This is a genomic window from Pantoea sp. XAF26B01_ASV70, from assembly GCF_054512635.1.
The window spans coordinates 2,114,949-2,136,219 of record NZ_CM137251.1 but is presented as its reverse complement, the minus strand read 5'-3'; the positions used below and the strand labels follow the sequence as shown (position 1 = coordinate 2,136,219).

18 protein-coding genes are annotated in these 21,271 nt (G+C 57.1%); 7 read left to right on the top strand and 11 right to left on the bottom strand.

Annotated features, from left to right (window positions below; translation table 11 throughout):
• The first annotated feature begins 135 nt into the window (after positions 1-135).
• Both ACX8ZY_RS09950 and ACX8ZY_RS09945 read left to right on the top strand, forming a co-directional pair.
• Positions 136-459, top strand: coding sequence for a hypothetical protein (locus tag ACX8ZY_RS09950; RefSeq protein ID WP_010244743.1), 324 nt, complete (start codon positions 136-138; stop codon positions 457-459).
• A gap of 43 nt (positions 460-502) precedes the next feature.
• Positions 503-601 (top strand): YoaK family small membrane protein, encoded by a 99-nt coding sequence (locus ACX8ZY_RS09945; protein ID WP_008925225.1) that lies wholly within the window; start codon positions 503-505, stop codon positions 599-601.
• 3 nt (positions 602-604) lie between these two features.
• On the opposite strand, the gene ACX8ZY_RS09940 is transcribed toward ACX8ZY_RS09945, so the two are convergent.
• Positions 605-871, bottom strand: a complete 267-nt coding sequence (locus ACX8ZY_RS09940; protein ID WP_010244737.1) for a DksA/TraR family C4-type zinc finger protein — start codon at positions 869-871, stop codon at positions 605-607.
• Between the two features lie 196 nt (positions 872-1,067).
• Between ACX8ZY_RS09940 and aldA the strand changes: the two genes are divergently transcribed.
• Positions 1,068-2,504 carry an aldehyde dehydrogenase gene (aldA, locus tag ACX8ZY_RS09935; protein WP_010244734.1) on the top strand — a complete coding sequence of 479 codons (1,437 nt, stop codon included), beginning with the start codon at positions 1,068-1,070 and terminating at the stop codon, positions 2,502-2,504.
• A 75-nt stretch (positions 2,505-2,579) separates the two neighbouring features.
• Here aldA and ACX8ZY_RS09930 read toward each other — a convergent pair whose 3' ends face one another.
• Together ACX8ZY_RS09930 and ACX8ZY_RS09925 are read right to left on the bottom strand one after the other, a co-directional pair.
• A complete protein-coding gene (locus ACX8ZY_RS09930; protein WP_187507552.1) occupies positions 2,580-3,848 on the bottom strand; it encodes an MFS transporter in 1,269 nt (422 codons plus the stop codon).
• A complete protein-coding gene (locus ACX8ZY_RS09925) occupies positions 3,845-5,266 on the bottom strand; it encodes a M20 family metallopeptidase (protein ID WP_421664927.1) in 1,422 nt (473 codons plus the stop codon). Before ACX8ZY_RS09925 ends, ACX8ZY_RS09930 begins: the two co-directional genes overlap by 4 nt.
• 140 nt (positions 5,267-5,406) lie before the next feature.
• On the opposite strand from ACX8ZY_RS09925, the gene ACX8ZY_RS09920 reads away from it, so the two are divergent.
• The gene (locus tag ACX8ZY_RS09920) at positions 5,407-6,321 is read left to right on the top strand and encodes a LysR family transcriptional regulator (RefSeq protein ID WP_346550968.1); all 915 of its coding nucleotides are present in this window, start codon (positions 5,407-5,409) and stop codon (positions 6,319-6,321) included.
• Positions 6,322-6,762: 441 nt separating this feature from the next.
• Here the strand turns inward: ACX8ZY_RS09920 and ACX8ZY_RS09915 are convergent, their stop codons facing one another.
• Complete coding sequence (locus tag ACX8ZY_RS09915) at positions 6,763-8,358, bottom strand: ABC transporter substrate-binding protein (protein ID WP_421664926.1); 1,596 nt, start codon at positions 8,356-8,358, stop codon at positions 6,763-6,765.
• Between the two features lie 127 nt (positions 8,359-8,485).
• Here ACX8ZY_RS09915 and pepT point away from each other — a divergent pair, with 127 nt between their 5' ends.
• Complete coding sequence (gene pepT / locus ACX8ZY_RS09910; RefSeq protein WP_421664925.1) at positions 8,486-9,712, top strand: peptidase T; 1,227 nt, start codon at positions 8,486-8,488, stop codon at positions 9,710-9,712.
• Positions 9,713-9,748: 36 nt separating this feature from the next.
• Here the strand turns inward: pepT and ACX8ZY_RS09905 are convergent, their stop codons facing one another.
• The gene (locus tag ACX8ZY_RS09905) at positions 9,749-10,525 is read right to left on the bottom strand and encodes a transporter substrate-binding domain-containing protein (RefSeq protein ID WP_010670199.1); all 777 of its coding nucleotides are present in this window, start codon (positions 10,523-10,525) and stop codon (positions 9,749-9,751) included.
• Between the two features lie 65 nt (positions 10,526-10,590).
• On the bottom strand, positions 10,591-11,757 hold the full coding sequence (locus ACX8ZY_RS09900) for a methionine aminotransferase (protein ID WP_033757747.1): 1,167 nt from the start codon (positions 11,755-11,757) through the stop codon (positions 10,591-10,593).
• A gap of 125 nt (positions 11,758-11,882) precedes the next feature.
• Here ACX8ZY_RS09900 and ACX8ZY_RS09895 point away from each other — a divergent pair, with 125 nt between their 5' ends.
• On the top strand, positions 11,883-12,764 hold the full coding sequence (locus ACX8ZY_RS09895; protein ID WP_167429708.1) for a LysR family transcriptional regulator: 882 nt from the start codon (positions 11,883-11,885) through the stop codon (positions 12,762-12,764).
• Here the strand turns inward: ACX8ZY_RS09895 and ACX8ZY_RS09890 are convergent.
• The 4 genes from ACX8ZY_RS09890 to ACX8ZY_RS09875 all read right to left on the bottom strand — a co-directional run bounded on the left by ACX8ZY_RS09890 (position 12,722) and on the right by ACX8ZY_RS09875 (position 19,301).
• On the bottom strand, positions 12,722-14,386 hold the full coding sequence (locus tag ACX8ZY_RS09890) for a methyl-accepting chemotaxis protein (protein WP_010244706.1): 1,665 nt from the start codon (positions 14,384-14,386) through the stop codon (positions 12,722-12,724). The two genes, ACX8ZY_RS09895 and ACX8ZY_RS09890, sit on opposite strands and share 43 nt — an antisense overlap.
• 217 nt (positions 14,387-14,603) lie before the next feature.
• On the bottom strand, positions 14,604-16,124 hold the full coding sequence (locus ACX8ZY_RS09885) for a carboxylesterase/lipase family protein (protein WP_154209983.1): 1,521 nt from the start codon (positions 16,122-16,124) through the stop codon (positions 14,604-14,606).
• 431 nt (positions 16,125-16,555) lie between these two features.
• Entirely contained in the window at positions 16,556-17,899 is a 1,344-nt protein-coding gene (hglS, locus tag ACX8ZY_RS09880; RefSeq protein WP_421665375.1) for a 2-oxoadipate dioxygenase/decarboxylase HglS, read from the bottom strand.
• Between the two features lie 67 nt (positions 17,900-17,966).
• Positions 17,967-19,301, bottom strand: coding sequence for an MFS transporter (locus tag ACX8ZY_RS09875; protein ID WP_045140321.1), 1,335 nt, complete (start codon positions 19,299-19,301; stop codon positions 17,967-17,969).
• Between the two features lie 322 nt (positions 19,302-19,623).
• Here ACX8ZY_RS09875 and ACX8ZY_RS09870 point away from each other — a divergent pair, with 322 nt between their 5' ends.
• On the top strand, positions 19,624-20,544 hold the full coding sequence (locus ACX8ZY_RS09870) for a LysR substrate-binding domain-containing protein (protein WP_010670205.1): 921 nt from the start codon (positions 19,624-19,626) through the stop codon (positions 20,542-20,544).
• Here ACX8ZY_RS09870 and smrA read toward each other — a convergent pair.
• Positions 20,541-21,107, bottom strand: a complete 567-nt coding sequence (gene smrA, locus ACX8ZY_RS09865; RefSeq protein ID WP_045140320.1) for a DNA endonuclease SmrA — start codon at positions 21,105-21,107, stop codon at positions 20,541-20,543. The genes ACX8ZY_RS09870 and smrA overlap by 4 nt on opposite strands.
• Between the last annotated feature and the right edge of the window lie 164 nt (positions 21,108-21,271).

Genomic DNA, 21,271 nt, shown 5'->3' with positions numbered 1-21,271 from the left:
TTTGCTGTGTGGCGCAGCACAATTCTGATCTGACTGCCATTCACAAGGGAAGGTTGGCAAATGTGCAAAGAAGCCTTTCATTAACGCGGGCAAGGTCGTATAAACTGGGGAAAATTGATCGGATCAGGGAATGGGATGACGACAAAGTGGTTAACGCTGTTTCTTTCGCAGTCAGTCAGCCAGGTCATGCTGGATGATCTGCGCGCGATATTACCTGCAGATGCGATAAAGGTGTTTGTGAATGGCCTGGATGAAACCCACTATGCCACCCTTGAGTGTGTGCAGGCGGATCAGCATTGCGCCCTGATCGCCTCAGCGATAGTGGTCTGGCGTCAGCTCGGACATGTTCACCATATTCTCTATAAAAAAGGTGAGGTGTTGCGGGAGGAAAATGATGCAACGCAGTTCCAGCTGTTCACTCTGCTGAAAACCCACCGCGCCGTATTGCAGATCTCATGATAAGATCGCAGCCCCTGAAATCGCTGTTTGCAGCAGGTAAATTATGAGAATTGGAATTCTGTTTCCGATCGCCATCATTGTGGCGGGCGTGGGCTTTCTGGCGTGGTTTATTGGCAGTGGCCTGGCGATGCCAGGCTCCTGAAGGTCAGCGCAACTGACTGTCTTTACTGCCCCGACGGTTATATAAACTGCTGGTCTGCTGCTGCTTGTCGATTTTTTCCTGACACGCCACACAATAGTGCACGCCTTTAAGCGCCTGACGACGCGCTTCGGGAATCGGCTCGCCGCAGAGCTCACATTCGGTGGCGCTTTCGCCCTGTCCGATCGACTGTCTTACCCGCTCAATGCCGTCATTGACGGTGCTATCGATCTGTTCCTGTACTGCGCCTTCTGACGCCCATCCATTTGCCATGATTTAACCCCTTTATTACCACTTCACTCCTTTAAATCTACAACATATTGACGTTTTTGCCGCAGAACTCACCGATATCTGTGATTGGCTGCCAGCCGCTCCCGGCAGCTGGCAATCAGCTAAAGGTAGCCCTGAGCAATCTGTTTCACCCTGCTATCACATTACTGCAACGTATCGATAGCGGAGAGCTAAGCGAATGACAACACATCATCAACATTTCATTAATGGCGAATTTGTAGCCCATCAGGGTGACCGTTGGATTGAAGTGATCAATCCGTCCACGGAGGCGTTGCTGTCCCGTATTCCCCAGGGCAGTCGTCAGGATGCCAGCCTTGCCATCAGCGCCGCAGAAGTGGCTCAGCCTGGATGGGAAGCGCTGCCTGCAGTAGAGCGCGGCGTCTGGCTGCACAAAATTGCCACCGCCATCCGCCAGCGTGAGCCTGAACTGACGGCAACCATTGTGGCTGAGGGTGGAAAAACCCAGGGGCTGGCGAAGACCGAAGTGATGTTCACCGCCGACTACCTCGACTACATGGCGGAGTGGGCGCGTCGCTATGAAGGTGAGATCATCAACAGTGACCGCCCCAACGAAAATATCTTCCTGTTCAAAAAAGCGATCGGCGTCACTACCGGAATACTGCCGTGGAATTTCCCCTTCTTCCTCATTGCCCGCAAAGCGGCACCGGCCCTGATCACCGGAAACACCATCGTGATCAAACCCAGTGAGCTGACACCGAATAATGCGGCACTTTTTGCCGACATCATACAAAAGCTAGGCCTGCCTGCTGGCGTCATTAACTTTGTTTATGGTCTGGGACCGGAAGTGGGACAGGAGCTGGCAGCAAATCCTAAGGTCGGTCTGGTGAGTCTGACCGGAAGCGTCGGTGCGGGCATTGCCACCATGGAAGCCGCGGCTAAAAATGTCACCAAAGTGTCGCTGGAACTGGGTGGCAAAGCCCCTGCCATCGTGATGGATGATGCCGACCTCGAGCTGGCTGTGCGGGCGGTCGTCAGCTCGCGGATCATTAACAGCGGACAGGTCTGCAATTGCGTGGAGCGGCTCTATGTGCAGGAAGGCATTTACGATCGTTTTATCAGCGCACTGACCGCCGCGTTTCAGCAGGTGACATTTGGCGACCCGGCCGAACGCAGCGATATCGATATGGGTCCGCTGATTAATGCCGCAGCACGGGATCGGGTGGAGCAGAAGGTGGCAGAGGCCGTCGCCGCAGGGGCGAAAGTGGTTCTGGGCGGCAAGCGCGCCGGAGACAGAGGCTTCTTTTTCCAACCCACCTTGCTGACTGAGGTGCGCCAGGAGATGGCGATTATGCAGGAGGAGATTTTTGGCCCGGTTCTGCCGGTGATGAGTTTTAAAACGCTTGACGAGGCGATTACGCTGGCCAACGACTGCGAGTATGGGCTGACCTCCTCGATTTATACGCAGAATCTGAATACCACCATGACCGCGCTGCGAAAGCTGAAGTTCGGCGAAACCTATGTTAACCGTGAAAACTTCGAAGCGATGCAGGGATTTCATGCCGGGTGGCGTAAATCGGGTGTCGGCGGTGCCGATGGAAAACATGGTCTGGAGGAGTATCTGCAGACCCATGTTGCCTATTTACAGTTCAGTTAATCACTGGCTCGATCTTACCGCCTCCCGTACCTGACGTTGTCAGTACCAGAGTGGGCCAGTAATTGGCCCACTCTTTTATGCCACCCGCTTACTGCAGCGCAGCAGCGCGATGCCACTCAGCACCGCCACAGCCATCAGGTAGTATCCAGGCGCCAGACTGCTGCCGGTGGCGGCAATCAGCATGCTGCAAATCAGCGGTGCAAACCCGCCAAATACCGTCACGGCCACGTTGTAGCTGATCGCCATGCCGCTGGCGCGCGTGGTCGCCGGGAAGAGATCGGCCATCACCGACGGCACCGTGGAGAAATAGACCGACTTGAGTAGCGCCATCCACGCCACCAGCAGGATCAGCGTGGTGGGCGTAGTGTGATCGACCATCCATTTGAAGGCGGGATAGATCGTGACCATCAACAGCAGCAGCGATCCCCACATCAGCGGCAATCGGCCTATCCGCTCCGCCCACAATCCCATTATGGGCGTCACCACCGTCAGGATAATCCCTGCGACCAGCGTGGCGGTGAAGGCCACCGATCCCGGCAGATGCAGCGTTTTGGTGGCGTAGGTCGGAATGTAATTGAGCATGTAGTTGACCGCGGTCGAGATCACCATCACCCCAATCGCCAGGGTGATCAGCGCTTTCTGCCGCCCGAACAGCGTTTTCAGCGGTGTGGCTTCCTTCTCCTGCGTCGCAAAGCTGGCGGGCTCCTGCACGTGACGGCGAATGTAGATCCCCAGCGGTCCAATCAGTAAGCCGAAAGCAAACGGGATACGCCAGCCCCACGCCTGAATCTCGCTTTCGCTCAGCCAGTGTGTCAGCCCGAGGCCGAACGCCGATGCCATCAGAGTACTGGCGCCCTGTGTGGCGAACTGCCAGCTGGCGATAAAGGCTTTGCGCTCGGGAAAGTGCTCTACCAGGAAAGCGGTGGAACTGCCAAACTCGCCCCCGGCAGAGAAGCCCTGAATCAGGCGCGCCAGGATAATCAGCAGCGGCGCCGCCAGACCAATAGTGGCGTAACCCGGCATAAAGGTAATGATCGCCCCGCCCAGCATCATCAGATTGATTGAGAGCAGCAGCGCTTTTTTACGGCCATGACGGTCGGCATAGTTGCCCAGCACGATGGCACCCAGTGGACGGATCAGGAATGAGATGCCGAAGCTGCCGAAGGTCAGCAGCAGCGACACCGACGGATCGCTGACCGGAAAGAAGACGTGCGCGATGTAGCTGGCGAAGAAGCCATACACCGCGATGTCGAACCACTCCAGCGCGTTACCAATGCAGGTAGCGAACAGCGTTTTGTGCAGGCTCGGTTTCACCTGCGGAGTACTCTGCGCGATGCTGCTCATTGTTCACCTCTCCGCCACTGATGGTGGCGCGACATCAGTTGTTCGCCCTCTTCACCCAGTTGCCAGAAAAGGCGGGTCATGATCGCCAGCCCTTCACGTGCAACAGAGGTGAGCATGTGTTCGTTAACGCCGTGCTGGCCGCAGGCCGGATAGGAATGGGGCACCCACAGCGTCGGGAGGCCGAGGATATCGGCAAATACCTCATTGGGCAGTGAACCGCCGAGATTGGGCAACAGCGCCGGTTTTTTACCGCTGCTGCGGGCCAGCGTGTCCAGCGCCCAGGCCACCAGCGGATCCTGCGGATCGAGTCGCGTTGCAGGTGAACCGCGCATAAACTCTACGCTGACGTTATCGAAGCCGTGCTGATGCAGGTGACTTTCGACATGCCGGACCAGATTTTCCCAGTCGGTGCCGACCACAAATCGCAGCTGACACACCGCCGTGGCGCTGCCGGGAATGGCGTTCATCGGGCGCGCCGGGTTACCGGTTTCAAACGCCAGCACCTCCAGCGTGTTCCAGCCATAAAGACGCTCCGCAGGCGTCAGACCCGGCTCGCCCCAGCCGTCGGCCAGCGCCGGATCGCCCGGCATTCCGCCCACCTCAATATCACTGAGGATGGCGCGCACCGCATCGGTCAGGGAGTCCGGTTTCAGCGCGGCGACCTGCAAAACACCCTTTGCATTCACCAGGCAGGCGAGCGCATTCGCCAGCTGGGTGCCGGGATTACTCAGCAGTCCGCCCCAGTTGCCGGAGTGATAGGCGTTGTCGCGCGCCCTGATAGTCAGACGAAAGTTCGCCGCGCCACGCGAACCCAGGAACAGTGTCGGCCGCACCGCGTTCAGTCGCGGGCCATCAGAGGCGATAAAGAGGTCGGCCTGTAACAGCGCCCGCTGCTGCTGACAAATCTCCGCCAACCCCGGTGAACTGATCTCTTCACCCATTTCAAACAAAATTTTGCAGTTGAAGCCCAGTGCGCCACCGCGTGCCTGCCACACCTGCTCCAGCGCCGCGAGATTGATGCAGTGCTGGCCTTTGTTGTCCGCACTGCCGCGCCCGTACAGGCGGTCATCTTCAGCCGTGAGTTGCCACGGTGATAAACCGTCGCGCCAGTTCTCATCGTCGCCGAACACCACATCGCCGTGGCCATAGCAGAGCAGCGTCGGTCTGGAGGAATCTTCAATGAGCGTGGCGATCAGAAACGGCGGGCTGCCGGGCTGCGGATTCTCAAACGGGTGCAGCGTAAAGCCCATCGCCGCCAGCTGCGGGCCGATCTCCTGCTGCAGATAGTTCTCAAGCTCCACCTGCCTGCTGGCGTGCTGGCTTTCGGTCACGCAGGAAATTCGTCGTGCCAGCAGCTGCTGAAACTCGCCACTGTCGAAATAGTGCATCGCCTGGTCAACGGTCTGTTGCTCTGTCATGTTTGCCCTGTCTGTTCTTTTTATCGTGCTTTATCTTTGACAAACTTCTCTCTTTGCCACAATTATTAATTTATCGAGTGAGCCTTGCTTTTAAAGCAAGCCACGCCTGCCCTTTTATGATGCGTTTTGCCGGAGTGACCATGTTAAGCAGTGAGATCCGCTATTTCCTGGCGGTCGTACAGTGCGGATCACTCAGCGCCGCCAGCGAGCAACTCTTTGTGGCGGTGTCGGCGATTAGTCGCCAGATCCAGCGCCTGGAAACGCAGGTGGGTGTGCCGCTGTTTGAGCGGCATGCACGCGGCATGGTATTGAACGAAGCGGGTGAAATATTCGCGCATCATGTGCGCAAGAGTCAGCTCGATATGGAATATGCGCTGGCGGAGATTAAAGGGCTGAAAGCAATACGGCGCAGCCTGATCCACATTGCCTGCACCGACGGAATGGCGTTCAGTCTGCTGCCGGGTCTGCTGGCGGAGTTTCGTCAGGCCAATCCCGGCGTGCTGTTTGCGCTTAATGTGACGCACTCGCAGGGCGTGGCGGCATGCGTCAGAGCTGGGGAATGCGATGTTGCGCTGCAGTTCAGTCTGCAACCGGAGCGCAGCGTTGAGGTGCTCGGCTCGTGGCCGGCGCCGGTGTTACTGGCGATGCATCAGTCACATCCGCTGGCATCGCGTCAGGTGACGCTGGCCGATCTGCATGGCTGGCCGCTGGCGTTGCCAGGTCAGCATACTACCGTGCGGCAGTTGTTTGACCTCTCCTGTCAGATGAACGACTGCGTGGTCGAGCCGGTGCTGACCTGCGACTATTTCGCTACGCTCTACCACTTTTTGCTGCATACCCCGCAGGCAGTAACCATTTGCAGTGCGTTTACCCTGTTGTTTGAGCGCGACACGCAAAATCTGGTGTTGCGTTCGATGGGGGTGGATCAGCTGAGTCAGCGAACGTTGCAGCTTCAGACGGTGTCCGGCCGCCAGCGGAATGCGGCGCTGACGCTGTTTCTGCAGTTTTTGCAGCAGCGGCTGACGGAGATGGATCAGCAGGTGAGGATGGGATGAGAGTTACAGGGTTGTGGTTTAACCAGCTCGGTACCAGATTGCCATGTGATTCAGGTTGCTAAGGGAATATGGGTTAACGTCCTGGCTGCTTCCGTGAGAGGGTGTTGGCTAAGGAACACGGGTTACGTCTGCACCGATTCGCTGTGAGAGGGTGCCGGCGAAGGAAACACGACCCGATCGGAAAGTCGCAAAAGCCGACCTCCATGGCATGCCCGGCCCACGCGATTACGCACCTCATCCCTGAGGTGCGCCCGTAGCCGGGCCAACGCTTTGCGTTGTTCAAAAACGCTCCCGGCGTTTTTATCCGGGCGGCGGGACGCTTTCCTCCCTGCTCGTGTTCCCTTCGCGTTGAGCTTTATCGTTGCGGTCATATAAACCCTGACTTTAGTGCATAAACAGAGCCCCACTTGGAAGTGGGGCTCTGTTTTTAGCGGCAATCACTTACTGCTTAATATCAACCTGATAGAAGATGTGTTTGCCGAACGGATCGACCTGATAGCCGCTGACCGATTTGCGCACCGGCTCAAAGATGGTGGAGTGCGCAATCATCACCGCAGGCATCTGGTCATGCATCATCTGCTGTGCCTGCAGATAGAGCGCGGTGCGTTTGCCCTGATCCGGCTCGGCGCGGGCTTCGGTGATTAACTTCTCGAACGGCTGATAGCACCATTTTGAGGAGTTGGAACCGCCCTGTGCCGAGGTACAGCTGTAAAGCGGGCCAAAAAAGTTGTCCGGATCGCCGGTGGCGGTGGTCCAGCCCATCAGTGCCGCCTGATGCTCGCCGCTGCGCACGCGTTTCAGGTATTCGCCCCACTCATAGCTGACGATATTGGCTTTGATGCCGACTTTAGCCCAGTCCGACTGAATCATCTCCGCCATGCGGCGCGCATTCGGATTGTAAGGCCGCTGAACCGGCATCGCCCAGAGCGCAATTTCGGTACCCGGTTTCACACCCGCCTGTTGCAGCAGGGCTTTGGCCTTCTCTGGATCGTAGTCGTAATCTTTCAGATCTTTGTCGGCGCTCCAGACGCCCGGTGGCAGGATATTTTTCGCAACCGTGCCGGTGCCTTTAAAAATCGCCTCGATTATTGCCGATTTGTTGATCGCCATCGCCAGCGCCTGACGCACTTTAACGTTATCGGTTGGCGCTTTAGTGGTGTTAAACGCCAGGAAGCCGGTATTCAGACCCGCCTTCTGTTCCAGGGTGATATCCGGGTTAGCGCGCATCTTTTCAAGATCGGCGGGATTAGGGAAAGGCATCACCTGACACTCGTTCTTCTCCAGCTTGGCGTAGCGCACGGAGGCATCCGGCGTGATGCTGAACACCAGCCGATCGAGTTTCGCCTTGCCCTGCCAGTAGTCCGGGAACGCTTTGTAGAGAATGCGGGAATCTTTCTGATACTGCACCAGCTCAAACGGTCCGGTGCCGATCGGGTTCATATCGACCTTCTCCGGCGTCCCCGCTTTCAGCATCGCGTCTGCATATTCCGCCGAGTGGATCGAGGCGAAGTACCAGGCGAGATCGGCAAGGAACGGCGCTTCCGGATGGGACAGCGTAAAACGTACGGTGTGGTCATCGACCCGGTCGATACTTTTAATCAGCGTGGAGAGCTCCAGGCTTTCGAAGTTGGAATAGGTGCCGCCAGAGACATTGTGATAGGGATTTTTAGGGTCCATCTGGCGCATAAACGAGAAGATCACATCGTCGGCGTTGAAGTCGCGGCTGGGTTTGAAGGCTTTATTGCTCTGAAACTTCACATTCTTGCGCAGATGGAAGGTGTAAACCGTGCCATCCGGGCTGATTTCCCAGCGTTCCGCCAGGCTGGGCACCAGGTTGGTGGTGCCAGGCGTAAAGTCCACCAGCCGGTTGAAGACCGGCACCGCACTGGCGTCAACGCTGGTCCCCGAGGTATAGAGCTGCGGGTTAAAGTTCTCTGGCGATCCCTCAGAACAGAAGACCAGCGTTTTGGCGTTAACGCTGCCAGCCAGCGCTATCCCAGCCGTAACAAGCGCTAAGGTGGCTATCTTGATTTTCATTATTATCCTCGCTTTGTATTGACTTCCGGTGATCACAATATCTAAATGAATCATTCAGATGCTTCATTGATAGCACGATTCGGCACCATAACGAACCCCGCCGGTGGCTGACTAATAAGGAATAGTGATGACAGACAAACTTGAGTCGCAGCTCACAGAACGTTTTTTCCGTTACCTCGCCATCAGCAGTCAGAGCGATGCCAAATCCACCACCCTGCCCAGCACGCCGAGCCAGCACGCCATGGCGGAACTGCTGGCGGATGAGCTGCGCGCGTCAGGGCTGGATGAGGTAGTGATTGATGAGCATGCTACGGTGACGGCGGTGAAACGCGGCAACCGGCCTGACGCGCCGCGCATCGGGTTTATTACGCATATCGATACCGTTGATGTCGGTTTGTCGCCCGATATCCACCCGCAGATCCTCACCTGGCAGGGCGAAGATCTCTGTCTGAATGCAGAGCAGGATATCTGGCTGCGCCGCGATGAACATCCGGAGATCGCGCCCTACGTCGGTCAGCAGGTGATCTTCAGCGACGGCACCAGCGTGCTGGGCGCGGACAACAAAGCGGCGGTCACCGTGGTGATGACGCTGATGCAGAACCTTAACGGCGACCACGGCGACATCGTGGTGGCCTTTGTGCCGGACGAGGAGATTGGCCTGCGCGGCGCGAAAGCGCTGGATCTGGAAACGCGCTTTAATGTTGATTTCGCCTGGACCATCGACTGCTGCGAACTGGGCGAAGTGGTCTATGAAAACTTCAATGCTGCCGCTGCAGAAATTGTGTTTACCGGTGTACCCGCCCATCCGATGTCGGGCAAAGGGGTGCTGGTCAATCCGCTGCTGATGGCGCATGACTATATCAGCCGGTTTGATCGGCAGCAGACCCCGGAGCACACTGAAGGCCGTGAAGGCTATATCTGGTTCAATGAGATTCAGGCCAACGCCAGCAAGGCGACGCTTAAGGCCTCAATCCGTGATTTTGATCTGACCAGCTTTGCGGCACGTAAGCAGCAGTTGCAGCAGGCAGCAGAGGATCTGGCGGCGCGTTACCCCACCGGCAAGGTGAGCGTGGGTATCAGCGATACTTACAGCAATATCAGCAATGCCCTGGGTGAAGATCGTCGGGCGATTGACCTGATCTTCAGTGCCTTTGCCGCGCTGGAGATTGAGCCGAAGGTGATTCCGATGCGTGGCGGTACAGACGGTGCCGCGCTGTCAGCCAAAGGTCTGCTGACGCCGAACTTCTTTACTGGCGCGCACAACTTCCATTCACGCTTCGAATTTCTGCCGGTAACGTCGTTTGTGAGGTCCTATCAGGTGGCGGAAAAACTCTGTTATCTGGCGGCGGAATAAGCGGAGGAATCGGGCGCAGAACGCGCCCGATTGCGATTATGGCTTCGCGCTGACATCAATGCCTGGGAAATATTTTTCAGCCAGCTTTTTGATGGTGCCATCACCCTGCACTTTAGCAATCGCCGCATCCAGTGACTGCTTCAGCTGCGCGTCATCTTTGCGCAGGCCGTAGCCGATGCCTGAACCAAGAATCGCGTCATCTTCGACTGGCTTGCCAACAAAACCAAAGCCTTTGCCCTGCGGTTTATCGAGGAAGCCAGACTGACCGGCAGCAGACATCACCAGTGTGCCATCCAGGCGGCCCGCGACCATGTCGTTGTAAACCTGGTTTTGATCCTGATACGAGGTCACGGTCACACCCTGCGGCTCCCAGTGCTTCTTCGCATAGGTTTCCTGGATGGATCCCTGTAATACACCGATGTTCTTGCCCTTCAGACCTTCGGCAGTCGGTGCCAGATTTTCACCGGTCTTCGCCACTAACATGGTCGGAATACGGTAGATCGGCTGCGTAAACGCAATGCTTCTGGCGCGCGCTTCGGTGATGTTCATCGCCGAGTTAATGGCGTCGAACTTTTTCGCCTGTAGTGCCGGGATCAGCGCATCAAAGCTGCTCTCAACCCAGTGGCAGCTGAAGTTGCCCGCCTTACAGATGGCATTGCCCAGCTCGATATCAAAGCCTTCCAGTTCCCCTTTAGCATTGCGGCTTTCAAAAGGCGGATATTGTGACTCCACGCCGTAGCGTAAATCCTGTGCCAGTGCCTGTACCGATGTCATCATGCCCAGAGCGAGAAAAAGCGCGTTCAGTTTCTTCATTATGTCATTTACCCCGAAAAGTCCTGGTTACCTGTTCCCCGAGCTGCCTCACGCGGTGGCGTGAATCAGCGAGAAAAAGCACATAGCGCAGCCGCGCCAGCCTCAAGTGTCGCCTCGTCTTTAGCAAAAGAGAGCCGAATCAGTTTGTTATCTGTGCCATCCATATAAAACGCCGACAGCGGTATGGTCGCCACACCGTGATCGACGATAAGACGTTTTACCATTTCACTGTCCGGTTCGTCACTGAAATGTCCATAGCTGGCGAGCATAAAGAACGAACCAGCACTCGGCAGCAGCCGGAACGGGGAGTTCTGCATCAGGGCGATCAGCCGGTCGCGCTTCTGCTGATAGAAGGCGCTGAGCGACAGATAGTTCTCTGGCGTCTGCAGATAGTGTGCGAAACCGACCTGCATCGGCGTATCGGCGGCGTACATCATAAACTGATGCACTTTCACCAGCTCAGTCATCAGCTCTGCCGGTGCCAGACAGTAGCCTACCCGCCAGCCGGTGACGTGGAAGGTTTTGCCAAACGAAGAGACAATGACGCTGCGGGCTGCCAGCTCCGGATGCGTCGCCATCCCACAATGCGGGCGGCCATCAAACAGAATATGCTCGTAAACCTCATCGGAGAGCACCACGATATCGGTGTTGCGGATTAAGGCTGCCAGCTGATTCAGGTCGTCGGGGGTCAGCACCTGCGCGCTGGGGTTGTGCGGCGTATTAATAATGATCATCCGGGTGCGCGGCGTGATTGCTGCCCGCAACTGATCCCAGTCGATAGCAAACGACGGCACCTGCAACTTCAGGCCAATCGGTTTACCGCCCTGCAACCGCACCACCGGCGCGTAGCTGTCAAACGCCGGTTCAAAGAAGATCACCTCATCGCCCTGATGAACCAGCGCGGTGATCGCCATATAGAGCCCCTGGCTGGCGCTGCCGGTGATCAGCACTTCACTGGCGGCATCATATTGTTGTCCATAGAGCGCCTGCACTTTGCTGGCAAGCGCGTCGCGTAAGGCGGGCAAGCCCATCATGGCGGCATACTGATTATGTCCTTCCTGCATCGCGCGGCTGACTGAGTCGACCAGCGCCGGATCACAGGGGAAATTGGGCGCGCCCTGCGACAGGTTAATCGCCTGATGCTGCGCCGAAAGCTGGCCAATCACGCTGAAAATAGTGGTGCCGACGTCCGGCAATTTTGAGTGGATAGCGACAGGCGTTTTCAGGGACATACTCTCTCCGTCAGGGGCTTAACCGCTCAGATGCGGTAAATAGCTATTCAACGGGCTGCGACTTGAGTCGGCAAGCGAAATGTCGTCATAATAGCCATGACAAAAATGCATAGCTGAGGTTCACCGTGTCACGCTTATCGCTGCCGCTTAATGCCATTCACGCCTTTCTGGTGACCGCCCGACATCTCAATCTGACCCACGCTGCCCGCGAACTTTGCCTGACGCAGGGCGCCGTCAGTCGTAAGATTGCCGCCCTGGAGCAGTGGCTGGGCGTGACGCTGTTTGACCGCCACGCGCGCGGTCTGCGCCTGACCCCTCAGGGCGCGGCGCTGCTGCCCGACTTACAGCAGGGTTTTGAGCTGATGGTTCAGGCCAGCGAGAAGGTCCGCCGTAGTCAGGTCAGCATTCGCCTGAAAGCGCCAACCTGTGCGATGCGCTGGCTGGTGCCCCGGCTGATGGCGCTGGAGCATCATCGTCCTGAACTGCATGTGGCCCTGACCACCACGCTGGATCATGCCGCGCAGCTGGAGAACTTCGATGTGGCGATTGTCTATGGTAAGCCGCACCCTGACGGAATTTGCCTGTTCAGTGAGTCGCTGACGCCAGTGATGGCAGCCGATCAACCCCGCCCGGACTCCCCGGCGGCACTGGCCACAATGACCTTTTTGCATCCGACGGCAGATACGCGTGACTGGCAGTGCTGGCTGCATGCGCAGCAGGTGACGCTGAACATGAAGCGGAACCAGCATTTTGCCACCATGGACTTAGCGATCAGTGCAGCGATTCAGGGGTTTGGTGTGGCGATGGCCGACAGCAATCTGGTGGAGAGTGATATAGCCAGCGGCAGGCTGATTAAGCCGTTCGCTGGCGAGGTAGAAACCGGTGCCGTTTACAGTTTACTGCAACGGCCCGCGCAGGATGCGCCACCGTTCCTGGCGGAGCTGGTGGCGTGGCTGTGCAGGGATCAGAAAGTGACCCAGTCGCCGTTATCCGCCGGTTTAGCCTGAGGCGCATTCAGCACGGTTGCTTTCGGCGCGGCAGGTTTATTCGTGATGACCGGTGCGGTCTGGCGGTTGCTGGAGAGACGGAACTTCGACACAGAGGCCTGCAGCGCTTCTGTCTGCAATGCCAGTGCGCTCGCCGCGGCAGAAACCTCTTCAACCAGTGAGGCGTTCTGCTGGGTCACGCTATCCATTTCGGTTACTGCAGCACCCACCTGAGAGATGCCTTTGCTCTGCTCTTCCGAGGCGGAGGCAATCTGTTTCATGATCGCATCAACATCCTGCACCGATTTCAGAATATTGTTCATGGTGCCGCCGGTGGTGCTGACCAGCTCGGCGCCTTTACCTACACGCTGAACCGAATCTTCAATCAGCGTCGCAATCTCTTTCGCGGCATTGGCGCTGCGCTGTGCAAGGTTACGCACTTCAGAGGCAACGACCGCAAAACCCCGCCCCTGTTCGCCAGCACGTGCCGCTTCGACGGCGGCGTTCAGCGCCAGAATATTGGTCTGGAAAGCGATGCCGTTGATCACGTTAGTGATTTCAGCGATTTTCTTCGAGCTGCCTGAGATGCCATCCATAGTGCTGACGACTTCACTGACCAGCTGACCGCCACGTTGTGCCGTGGTGGTGGCGGTTTCTGCCAGCAGGCTGGCCTGGCGGGCATTATCGGCGTTGAATTTTACCGTGGCCGTCAACTGCTCCATGCTGGCCGCAGTCTGTTCGAGCGCAGCGGCCTGCTCTTCGGTACGTGAAGAGAGGTCGTTGTTACCGGCAGAAATCTCTGCGGCACCGCGCGAGATATTCTCAGTGCCGCTGCGAATGGCGCTGACCGCTTCACGCAGGCTATCCTGCATGGCGCTCAGCAGCGGCACCAGTTTACCGACGCAGTTGCGTCCGAAATCGGATACCGGCTGACTCAGGTCGCCCGTGGCAATTACCGCGAAGTGGGTACGAATACTTTCCAGCGGACGGACCAGCATCGCCACCAGATAGCGGTCGGTAAACAGCAGAATAAACAGGCCGATAATTACCGTGATGGTAATAATCGTTTTGGTCATCGCGGTGAGGTGATCCACTTCAACCCGGGTTGCATCCAGCTTTTCAGCTGCGCCCTGGCTGAATTTCTCTGCGCTGATGCCAAAGGCACGACTGAGTGGGGGCGTGACGTTATTTGCCTGCTGACGATAAGCATCAGGCGAGGCCTGACGGGCCAGCTGCAATTGTGGAGTAACGCCCGCATCCAGCAGCTTTTGCCAGCTCTGAATCACCCCATCCACGACATCCGGGTTCATCGGGCCGGGTGCCAGTTGTTTAAAGCGCGCCAGTTGCTGGGTCATGCTGTCCAGCGCCTGCTGCACCGGAGCATAAGCCTCATCGTTCAGGGTCTGACCTGCGGCTTTGCTTTCCATCACGCGGGATAAGCGCGTGATGACACGAAAATATTGATCGTTGCCTTTGCTCAGCACCGTCATTTGCTCAACCAGATGACGGTCCACATCATTCCCTTCGCTGAGCGCGCCAAGAGAGTGAATGCTATACAGCCCGACGCCGCTCCACAGTAAACAAAACAGTCCCAGAATAGAGAGCATCACTGCGCGAATGGTAAAATTTTTGAGCATTCCCATACCAAAATCCTATACACGTTGACCCGCAAGCGTCGGGCATAGGAGGTTTATCGGCATGCGATTGTGAAGATGTAACTGTTTTGTTACCTAATATTTTACAGCGTCCCTAAGGCAAATTTCACTTTATAGCCCTTTTATTCAGCAGGTTAACCTTTAAAAAGCAGATTAATTCCATTCGCGCAATTTGATGGTTAGCAGGCTAACCATGAGCCGCCGCTTAAAGCCTGACCATACGACTCATTAAGAGACGGAAAAGCCGCATACGGGCGCGCATAAAGTTCCGCTTCAGAACCAGCCCGCTCTTCCGATCATCACCGAGTGACATTGTCACGTCAGAGCCTGGGTGCCAGGCTGGCCACACGACTTCCCCCTCCAGCTGATGCTTGTATTCCGTAGCATCACGGGCAAAGGTAAACCAGTACTCGCTGACCCGTGCCGCAAACGCCCGATCGGCCTCACTGAAGGGTCGTTCTTCGTTGGGATCCGGCATCTGACTCAGCGTGTTCAGCACATAAGGCACTTCGTTGCCGTGCCAGGTGCCGTGCGGATAGAGGTCACGGGCATGTTCAGAGACATAATCAAACCAGTAGCGCCAGCCTGGCATTCCGGCATTGTGCTGCGCACGCATCACCAGCCACGGCACCAGGCTGAAGGCCATATCGCGCGCCACGGCACGTCCCAGCCGCTGATCGTCATGAATGTCATACATCCATTTAAGCGTCCGGTAAGTGAGACGATTTTTATCGCGTAACTGATGCAGCACCGCGGTGGCATCCACGCCAAAATATTCCAGCACGCTGGCTTCATCGCTGTTGCTGCCCGCCATCAGCGGCAGACGGTGCTGTTTTGCAGCCATAAAGGTTTTCAGCATCGGTTCAGGCAGGACAGCATCACCCGCAATCGGCACCGGCGGGATCGCCAGCGGCCCTTCCAGCGACCAGAAGGCATCGGCAGGCAGTGCGCGCAGGTCATCAGCGCTGGCATCGGGCGGCAGACCGAAATGGCGGGCCACCGCCATACCCTGCTGACGCGCTTTTTTCAGCGGCGTGTCAGGCAGGCTGTAGGCGCTCTGCACGATCCCTTTATGAAACAGCCCTTCGGCCAGCGGCGAACAGCAAAGTGACAGTACGCTGCGTGCGCCTGAGGATTCACCGAAAAGTGTCACATTGCGGCGGTCGCCGCCAAAGGCAGGAATGTTGCGCTGCACCCACTGCAGTGCGGCAATCTGATCCAGCAGGCCAAAATTGTTCACCGTGCTGGCAACAGGGTATTCAGCATCCAGGGCCGGATGAGAGAAGAAACCGAGATGGCCTAGCCGGTAGTTGAGCGTCACCACCACCGCGCCGCGTGAAGCCATCGGCTTGCCGTTGTAAGGTGCCAGCCCGCCAGCACCAATGGTGTAGCCACCACCGTGCAGCCATACCATTACCGGCAGGGGTTTCACGGGCGCGACATCGGGCGTCCAGACATTAAGGTAGAGGCAATCTTCGCTGAACTCACCCGGATCGCCACCGCCCACGGCCTGGCAGTAAGTGCGATTTTGCCAGCCGGAAGCCCCAAACGCGGTGGCGTCGCGCACCTGCTGCCAGGGCGTAACCGGCTGTGGCGGACGCCAGCGCAGTGCGCCAAGCGGTGCCGCCGCATAAGGTATGCCTTTGAATACGAAAAGGTCATCGTCCATGCATCCACGCAACTCCCCCTCAGCAGTCATGATCCTCAGACCTGTTTCGTTTTTCATTCCTGTTTCCCTGTTCAAACGTCCCTCCATTATTTGCAGGCCCGCCAGCAATGTCCAGGTACGGAAGGGATTTGCAGAATATGCCGAAGCGTGAGGGGCAGGCGTGAACATGCTCATCAACAGGTGCAGAGAGTCAGTTACGGTTATGATTCAACGTTGTTTATCTTTTCGCAATTGGTCAATGACGCTGCCAGCGCCGGAGTGGCGCGTCGTTGCTCTGTTATCACGTGCGGTTGTGCGGCTGTTAATCAGTCAGTCTGCTAATAGATTAAGATACTCACGCGGGTAAACCTGCGCTGAGCGGTAAAGCGTTGTTTTTCCCCAGTCCTGTCAGCATATTACCCGCGTTGCCCCACTTCAGGTCCACTGGCCTTAGCAGGGCGGGTGCAGAGAAAGCGTTGCGGGCAACGCGCCTGTTGCCCGCAGGGGCGTCAGTCTGGCCGTAAGCCGCACTGCGCCAGCGAGCGCTGCTGCCGCTCTTCGTATAACGCCATCTCATCCAGCACGACAGCGCCCAGCGCGGCTTCAAATGCCTGGCGGCTCGCCTGTCCCGCCGAACGAACCTGCGCCCGATCGCCGAGGTTGGACTGGAAAATGCCCGCCGCGCTGACGGGCAGAAAATCTTCGTAGATGATAGGGTCTGCCAGCACACGACCTTCTTCGATGAGGGTCTCCAGCGATTCACCCTGAGCCGGCGGCGTCGCGATGCCCTTTTCACTCAGGCGATAATGGAACCAGGCCAGCTCCTGCTGGCGCAGCGTGGTTTCGTCGTCGGGGAAGTCACGGAAAATCGCCGCCAGATGTTGCTGATGCTGCTGATTATCCTGACCGCTTCCCGCCTCGCTGAGTAGCCGATCGTAGAGCGCACGGCCCTGAGGCGTCAGCGCCACGCCGCGCTGCTCAATTTCACCGAAGCGTGCAGTATGGGTTCCCTGATGCCCATCCTGAAAGATGATCGGCTCTTCCAGCGCTTTGAAGCTGGTCTGACGTAACAGGATCGGCACCTGACGACGCGGTGGTCCCTCGATTAGGGTTTTCGGATCGATACCGCGCGACGGCATCAGTTGCTGTACGCGGTCAATATCGAGCGTGCGCGGCGTGAGATGGTTGATGTGGCAGCCGGGAAAGCAGACCACGTCAGCGATCAGCCGATGCTGCTGGTTCAGCGCCTGATAGGTCTGACTGTCCACGCTGCTATGGGCATGCCAGCGGAAGGTTTCCAGTGCTTCGGTAACAAACTCAGTGGCCTGCTCGTCGGTTAATCCGCCCTGCTGCTGATGCAGTTCCAGAAGCGCCCGGCAACGGGGGGTGAAAATGTCGCGCGCGGCAAGAATCTCCGCCGCTTTTTCACGCAGCGCGTGATCGTCGATCAGTTCAGGGCGTAACAGCGAGGTAAAGACCCGAAAGGGATTGCGCCGCAGCGCCGCATCGGTGACCGGCCGGAACGCCGTGGAGTGCACCGGCACACCAGCCTGAGAGAGATCGTAATAGCCAACCGGGTGCATTCCCATCACCGCGAACAGCTGCCGCAGTGTGGCTAATTCATCTGCCGTGCCCACACGGATCGCACCGTGACGTTCCAGGTTGAGTCGGTCGATCTCATCGGCTGCGGTGAGACGATCTTTCAGCGCGATATCCGCTTCCAGCGCGCGGTCGTTGACGGTCGCCACCAGCTGCATCAGCGTGCCATATTGCGGCACTTCCTGCTGATACATAGCTGACATCGCCTGAGAGAAACGGGTGCGGATGAGATCCGCACTGAAAAAGTTGTCCATCTTATCCACCTGACACCGTTAGCGTTGCTGCTAATGTAATGCAACAGGCTGGCCTCAGCGGAAAAAATCACGAATCTGTGATCGGCTTAAAGCCGTAGCGGTTTTTTAACAGCAGCATCAGGGTGGTGATCACAGCCGGTATTGCCAGCAGCAGAAAGATAACGCTGAAAGACCATCCAAGAGACATCATCTCTGCGCCAACGAAGGCGCTTAAAATCGCGCCGATGCGGCCTACTCCATGCATCCAGCTGGAACCGGTAGCGCGGGCGTGGGTAGGATAATAGCTGGCGGATAAGGCATTCATACCGGTATTGGCCCCGTTGAAACAGAAGCCACTGCAAAAGGCGATCGCACTCATCATACCCACTTCCGCGGGTGAAAAGCCCAGTGCCACAATAAACAGCCCGCCGCAGCCGTAGATCGCCGCCAGCGCCAGATTAGCGTTGAAGCGATCCATCATCCAGCCCGCAAACAGAGAGCCCAGCGTCCCGCCCGCCTGATACATCGCGGTGATGATCGCCGCTTCGGTCACTGACATGCCCAGGGTGTTGACCAGCGACGGCAGCCAGCTGCCAATCAGGTAAACCATGAACAGCCCCATAAAGTAGCCGCCCCACAGCATGGTGCTGCCAAACAGATAGCGGCGTGAAAGTACGGTGCCTATCGCGCCGCTCACCGGCATGGTGGCCTCAGGCGCGTGAAACGCACAGTCGGGCGCGGTTTTGCCCGGCATCATCCGGTCGAGGATGGCGTGAATGCGGGCAGCCGGTGCGCCACGGCTGATAAGAAATCGCACCGACTCCGGCAGGCCGCGGATTAGTAATGGCAACACCAGCAGCGGCAGAATACCGCCCAGCAGCAGCACGGAGTGCCAGTCATAGCGCGGTAGCAGCCAGGAGGCAGCAAATCCCCCGCTGGCGGCACCAAAGGTAAAGCCGCAGAACACCACCGTGATGATAAAAGCCCGCCGCCGCTCAGGTGCATATTCCGCCACCAGCGTGCCGACGTTGGGCATCGCCGCACCCAGTCCCAGTCCGGTCAGGAAACGGAACAGCATCATCTGCTCAATGTTCTGTGACAGCGCCGTTGCCAGCGTCCAGAGACCGAAAAAGAAGACGCTGAGTATAATCATCATGCGACGGCCATAGCGGTCAGCCAGCGGCCCTGCCACCATGGCACCCAGCGCCAGCCCGATTAATGCTGCGCTGATGACGACCCCGAGCTGATGATTGCTCACCCCCCACGCGGCTTTCAGTGTCGGCGCAATAAATCCCATGATCGCAATGTCCATGCCATCGAGTGCCACCACGATAAAACAGAGCGCAATGAGCCGCTTTTGCCAGTGGCTCAGCCCCTGCTGGTTGATAAGCTGGCGGACATCTACCGCCTCGACGCTGGTCAATGAACACTCCTCTGGAGTAACGAAATCTGACATCAGTTTAAGTAAAAAAAACGGCGCTAATGATAGCCGATCGTTAACCTTAAGCGGTCAGATTTTTATATGATATTGAGAATTATTCAACTTTAATCCGTTAAGTTATTGATATACCGTAGTCAGAGGATGGCGTATTTCAGCGGCATAACAGGCTGAGCGCTTTTTAATCAGAGAGTTAAAGGGTAACGCGATCATTTCGAATCGTTTGTTAAAATAAATTTGCAGCAAAGTTAACAGAATTCATTTTTAACAGTTGCCTGAAGCCGGTCATTCTCATTAAGTTTAGGATATGGAAAAAAATATCCTTTTCAATCAGCGCATTCGCTTGCGCCATCTACATACCTTTGTTGCGGTTGCGCAGCAAGGCACACTGGGCCGGGCGGCAGAGACGCTTAGCCTCAGCCAGCCTGCCCTCTCCAAGACCCTGAATGAGCTGGAGGAGCTGACTGGCGTTCGTCTGTTTGAACGTGGCCGGCTGGGCGCGCAGCTTACCACCATGGGAGAGCAGTTTTTGACCCATGCGGTACGGGTACTCGACGCGCTGAACCATGCCGGACAGAGTTTTAATGAGCAGCCGGGCGATGCGCCGGTGATTATCCGGCTGGGGGCATTGACCACTGCTGCGATGGGGATGCTGCCACGCATCCTGGATCGTTTTCATCAATTGCAGCCCAACACCACCATTCAGGTGGCGACACTTCACAATAATGTGCTGCTGGCGGGCTTGCGCGGCGGTGAGTTCGACATCGGCATTGGCCGGATGGCGGACAGCGCCATGATGACCGGGCTGACCTATGAATTGCTGTTTCTGGAGTCACTCAAGCTGGTAGTCAGGCCGGAACACCCGCTGTTAAGTGACAACGTCACGCTTTCGCGTGCGATGCAGTGGCCGGTAGTGATATCGCCCGAGGGCACCGCTCCGCGCCGGATTGCCCAGCAGATGCTGGATGAACAGGGCTGCACCCTTCCGCCTCACTGCATTGAGACCTCTTCGACTTCACTGGCACGCCAGCTGGCTCTTCGCTACGACTACATCTGGTTCGTCCCTTCAGGGGCGATTAAAGAGGATCTGAGCCACAACGCGGTTTGTGCGCTGCCGATCGCCTCTTCCGGGCCGGGCGAACCGGTGGGCATCATTACCCGCACCGGCGCAGAGCTGAGCCTGAGTGCTGAAGTGCTGATGTCCACCATCCGTAAGTTTCACAGTTAGCGGCTGCGTTTCGCATGCCGCTCGCGGTTTTCAAGGCGTGCTTTATCGGTTTTGCGCAATCCGACATAAAGCGCCCCGGCCCCGCCATGCCGGGTCTGGGCCACGCAAAAGGTCTGTACGTCATCAAACTGCTTTAGCCAGCGCGCCAGATAGCTGCGCACAATGTTGGCATGCGATTCATCATCACGACCTTTGCCGTGGATGATCAGCAGATTGCGCATTCCCTGTTTGTGCGCCTGCATCATAAAGTTAAAGAGCGCCTGACGACAGGTTTCGACCGGTTGCCGCAACAGGTTGAGGCTGGCATCCAGCTGATACTCTCCTCTGCGCAGTTTATCCAGAATCCCCTGCTGAATGCCGTCGGCTTTATATTCCAGCGGGGTATTGAGTGAAACGATCTCCAGATCGCCCCGGGTCAGGAAATTCTCCTCCTCCGATTCACCTGGCGGTTTTCGTGGCGCCTTCGTTGAGGGTGCTTTAAGCCACAAGGTTGTGGTGGTGTCTTTTAACGGCGTGACATCGCCCATGGCATCCCGAAAGAGATCATTATCATCAAGGTTCATGGTTTTCTCACACCTGGTTAAAATTGATGGAATGTGCAAATCACGCTTTACCCGTTAGCGTAGCAAAAGCTGGAATCAACGGCCCACCCCACTTTTTCGAAAGTCACTGCCAGTGCAGAAGCGTGTGACAGATCACATAAGCGGAAAGTTTTCTTGACAGTCGG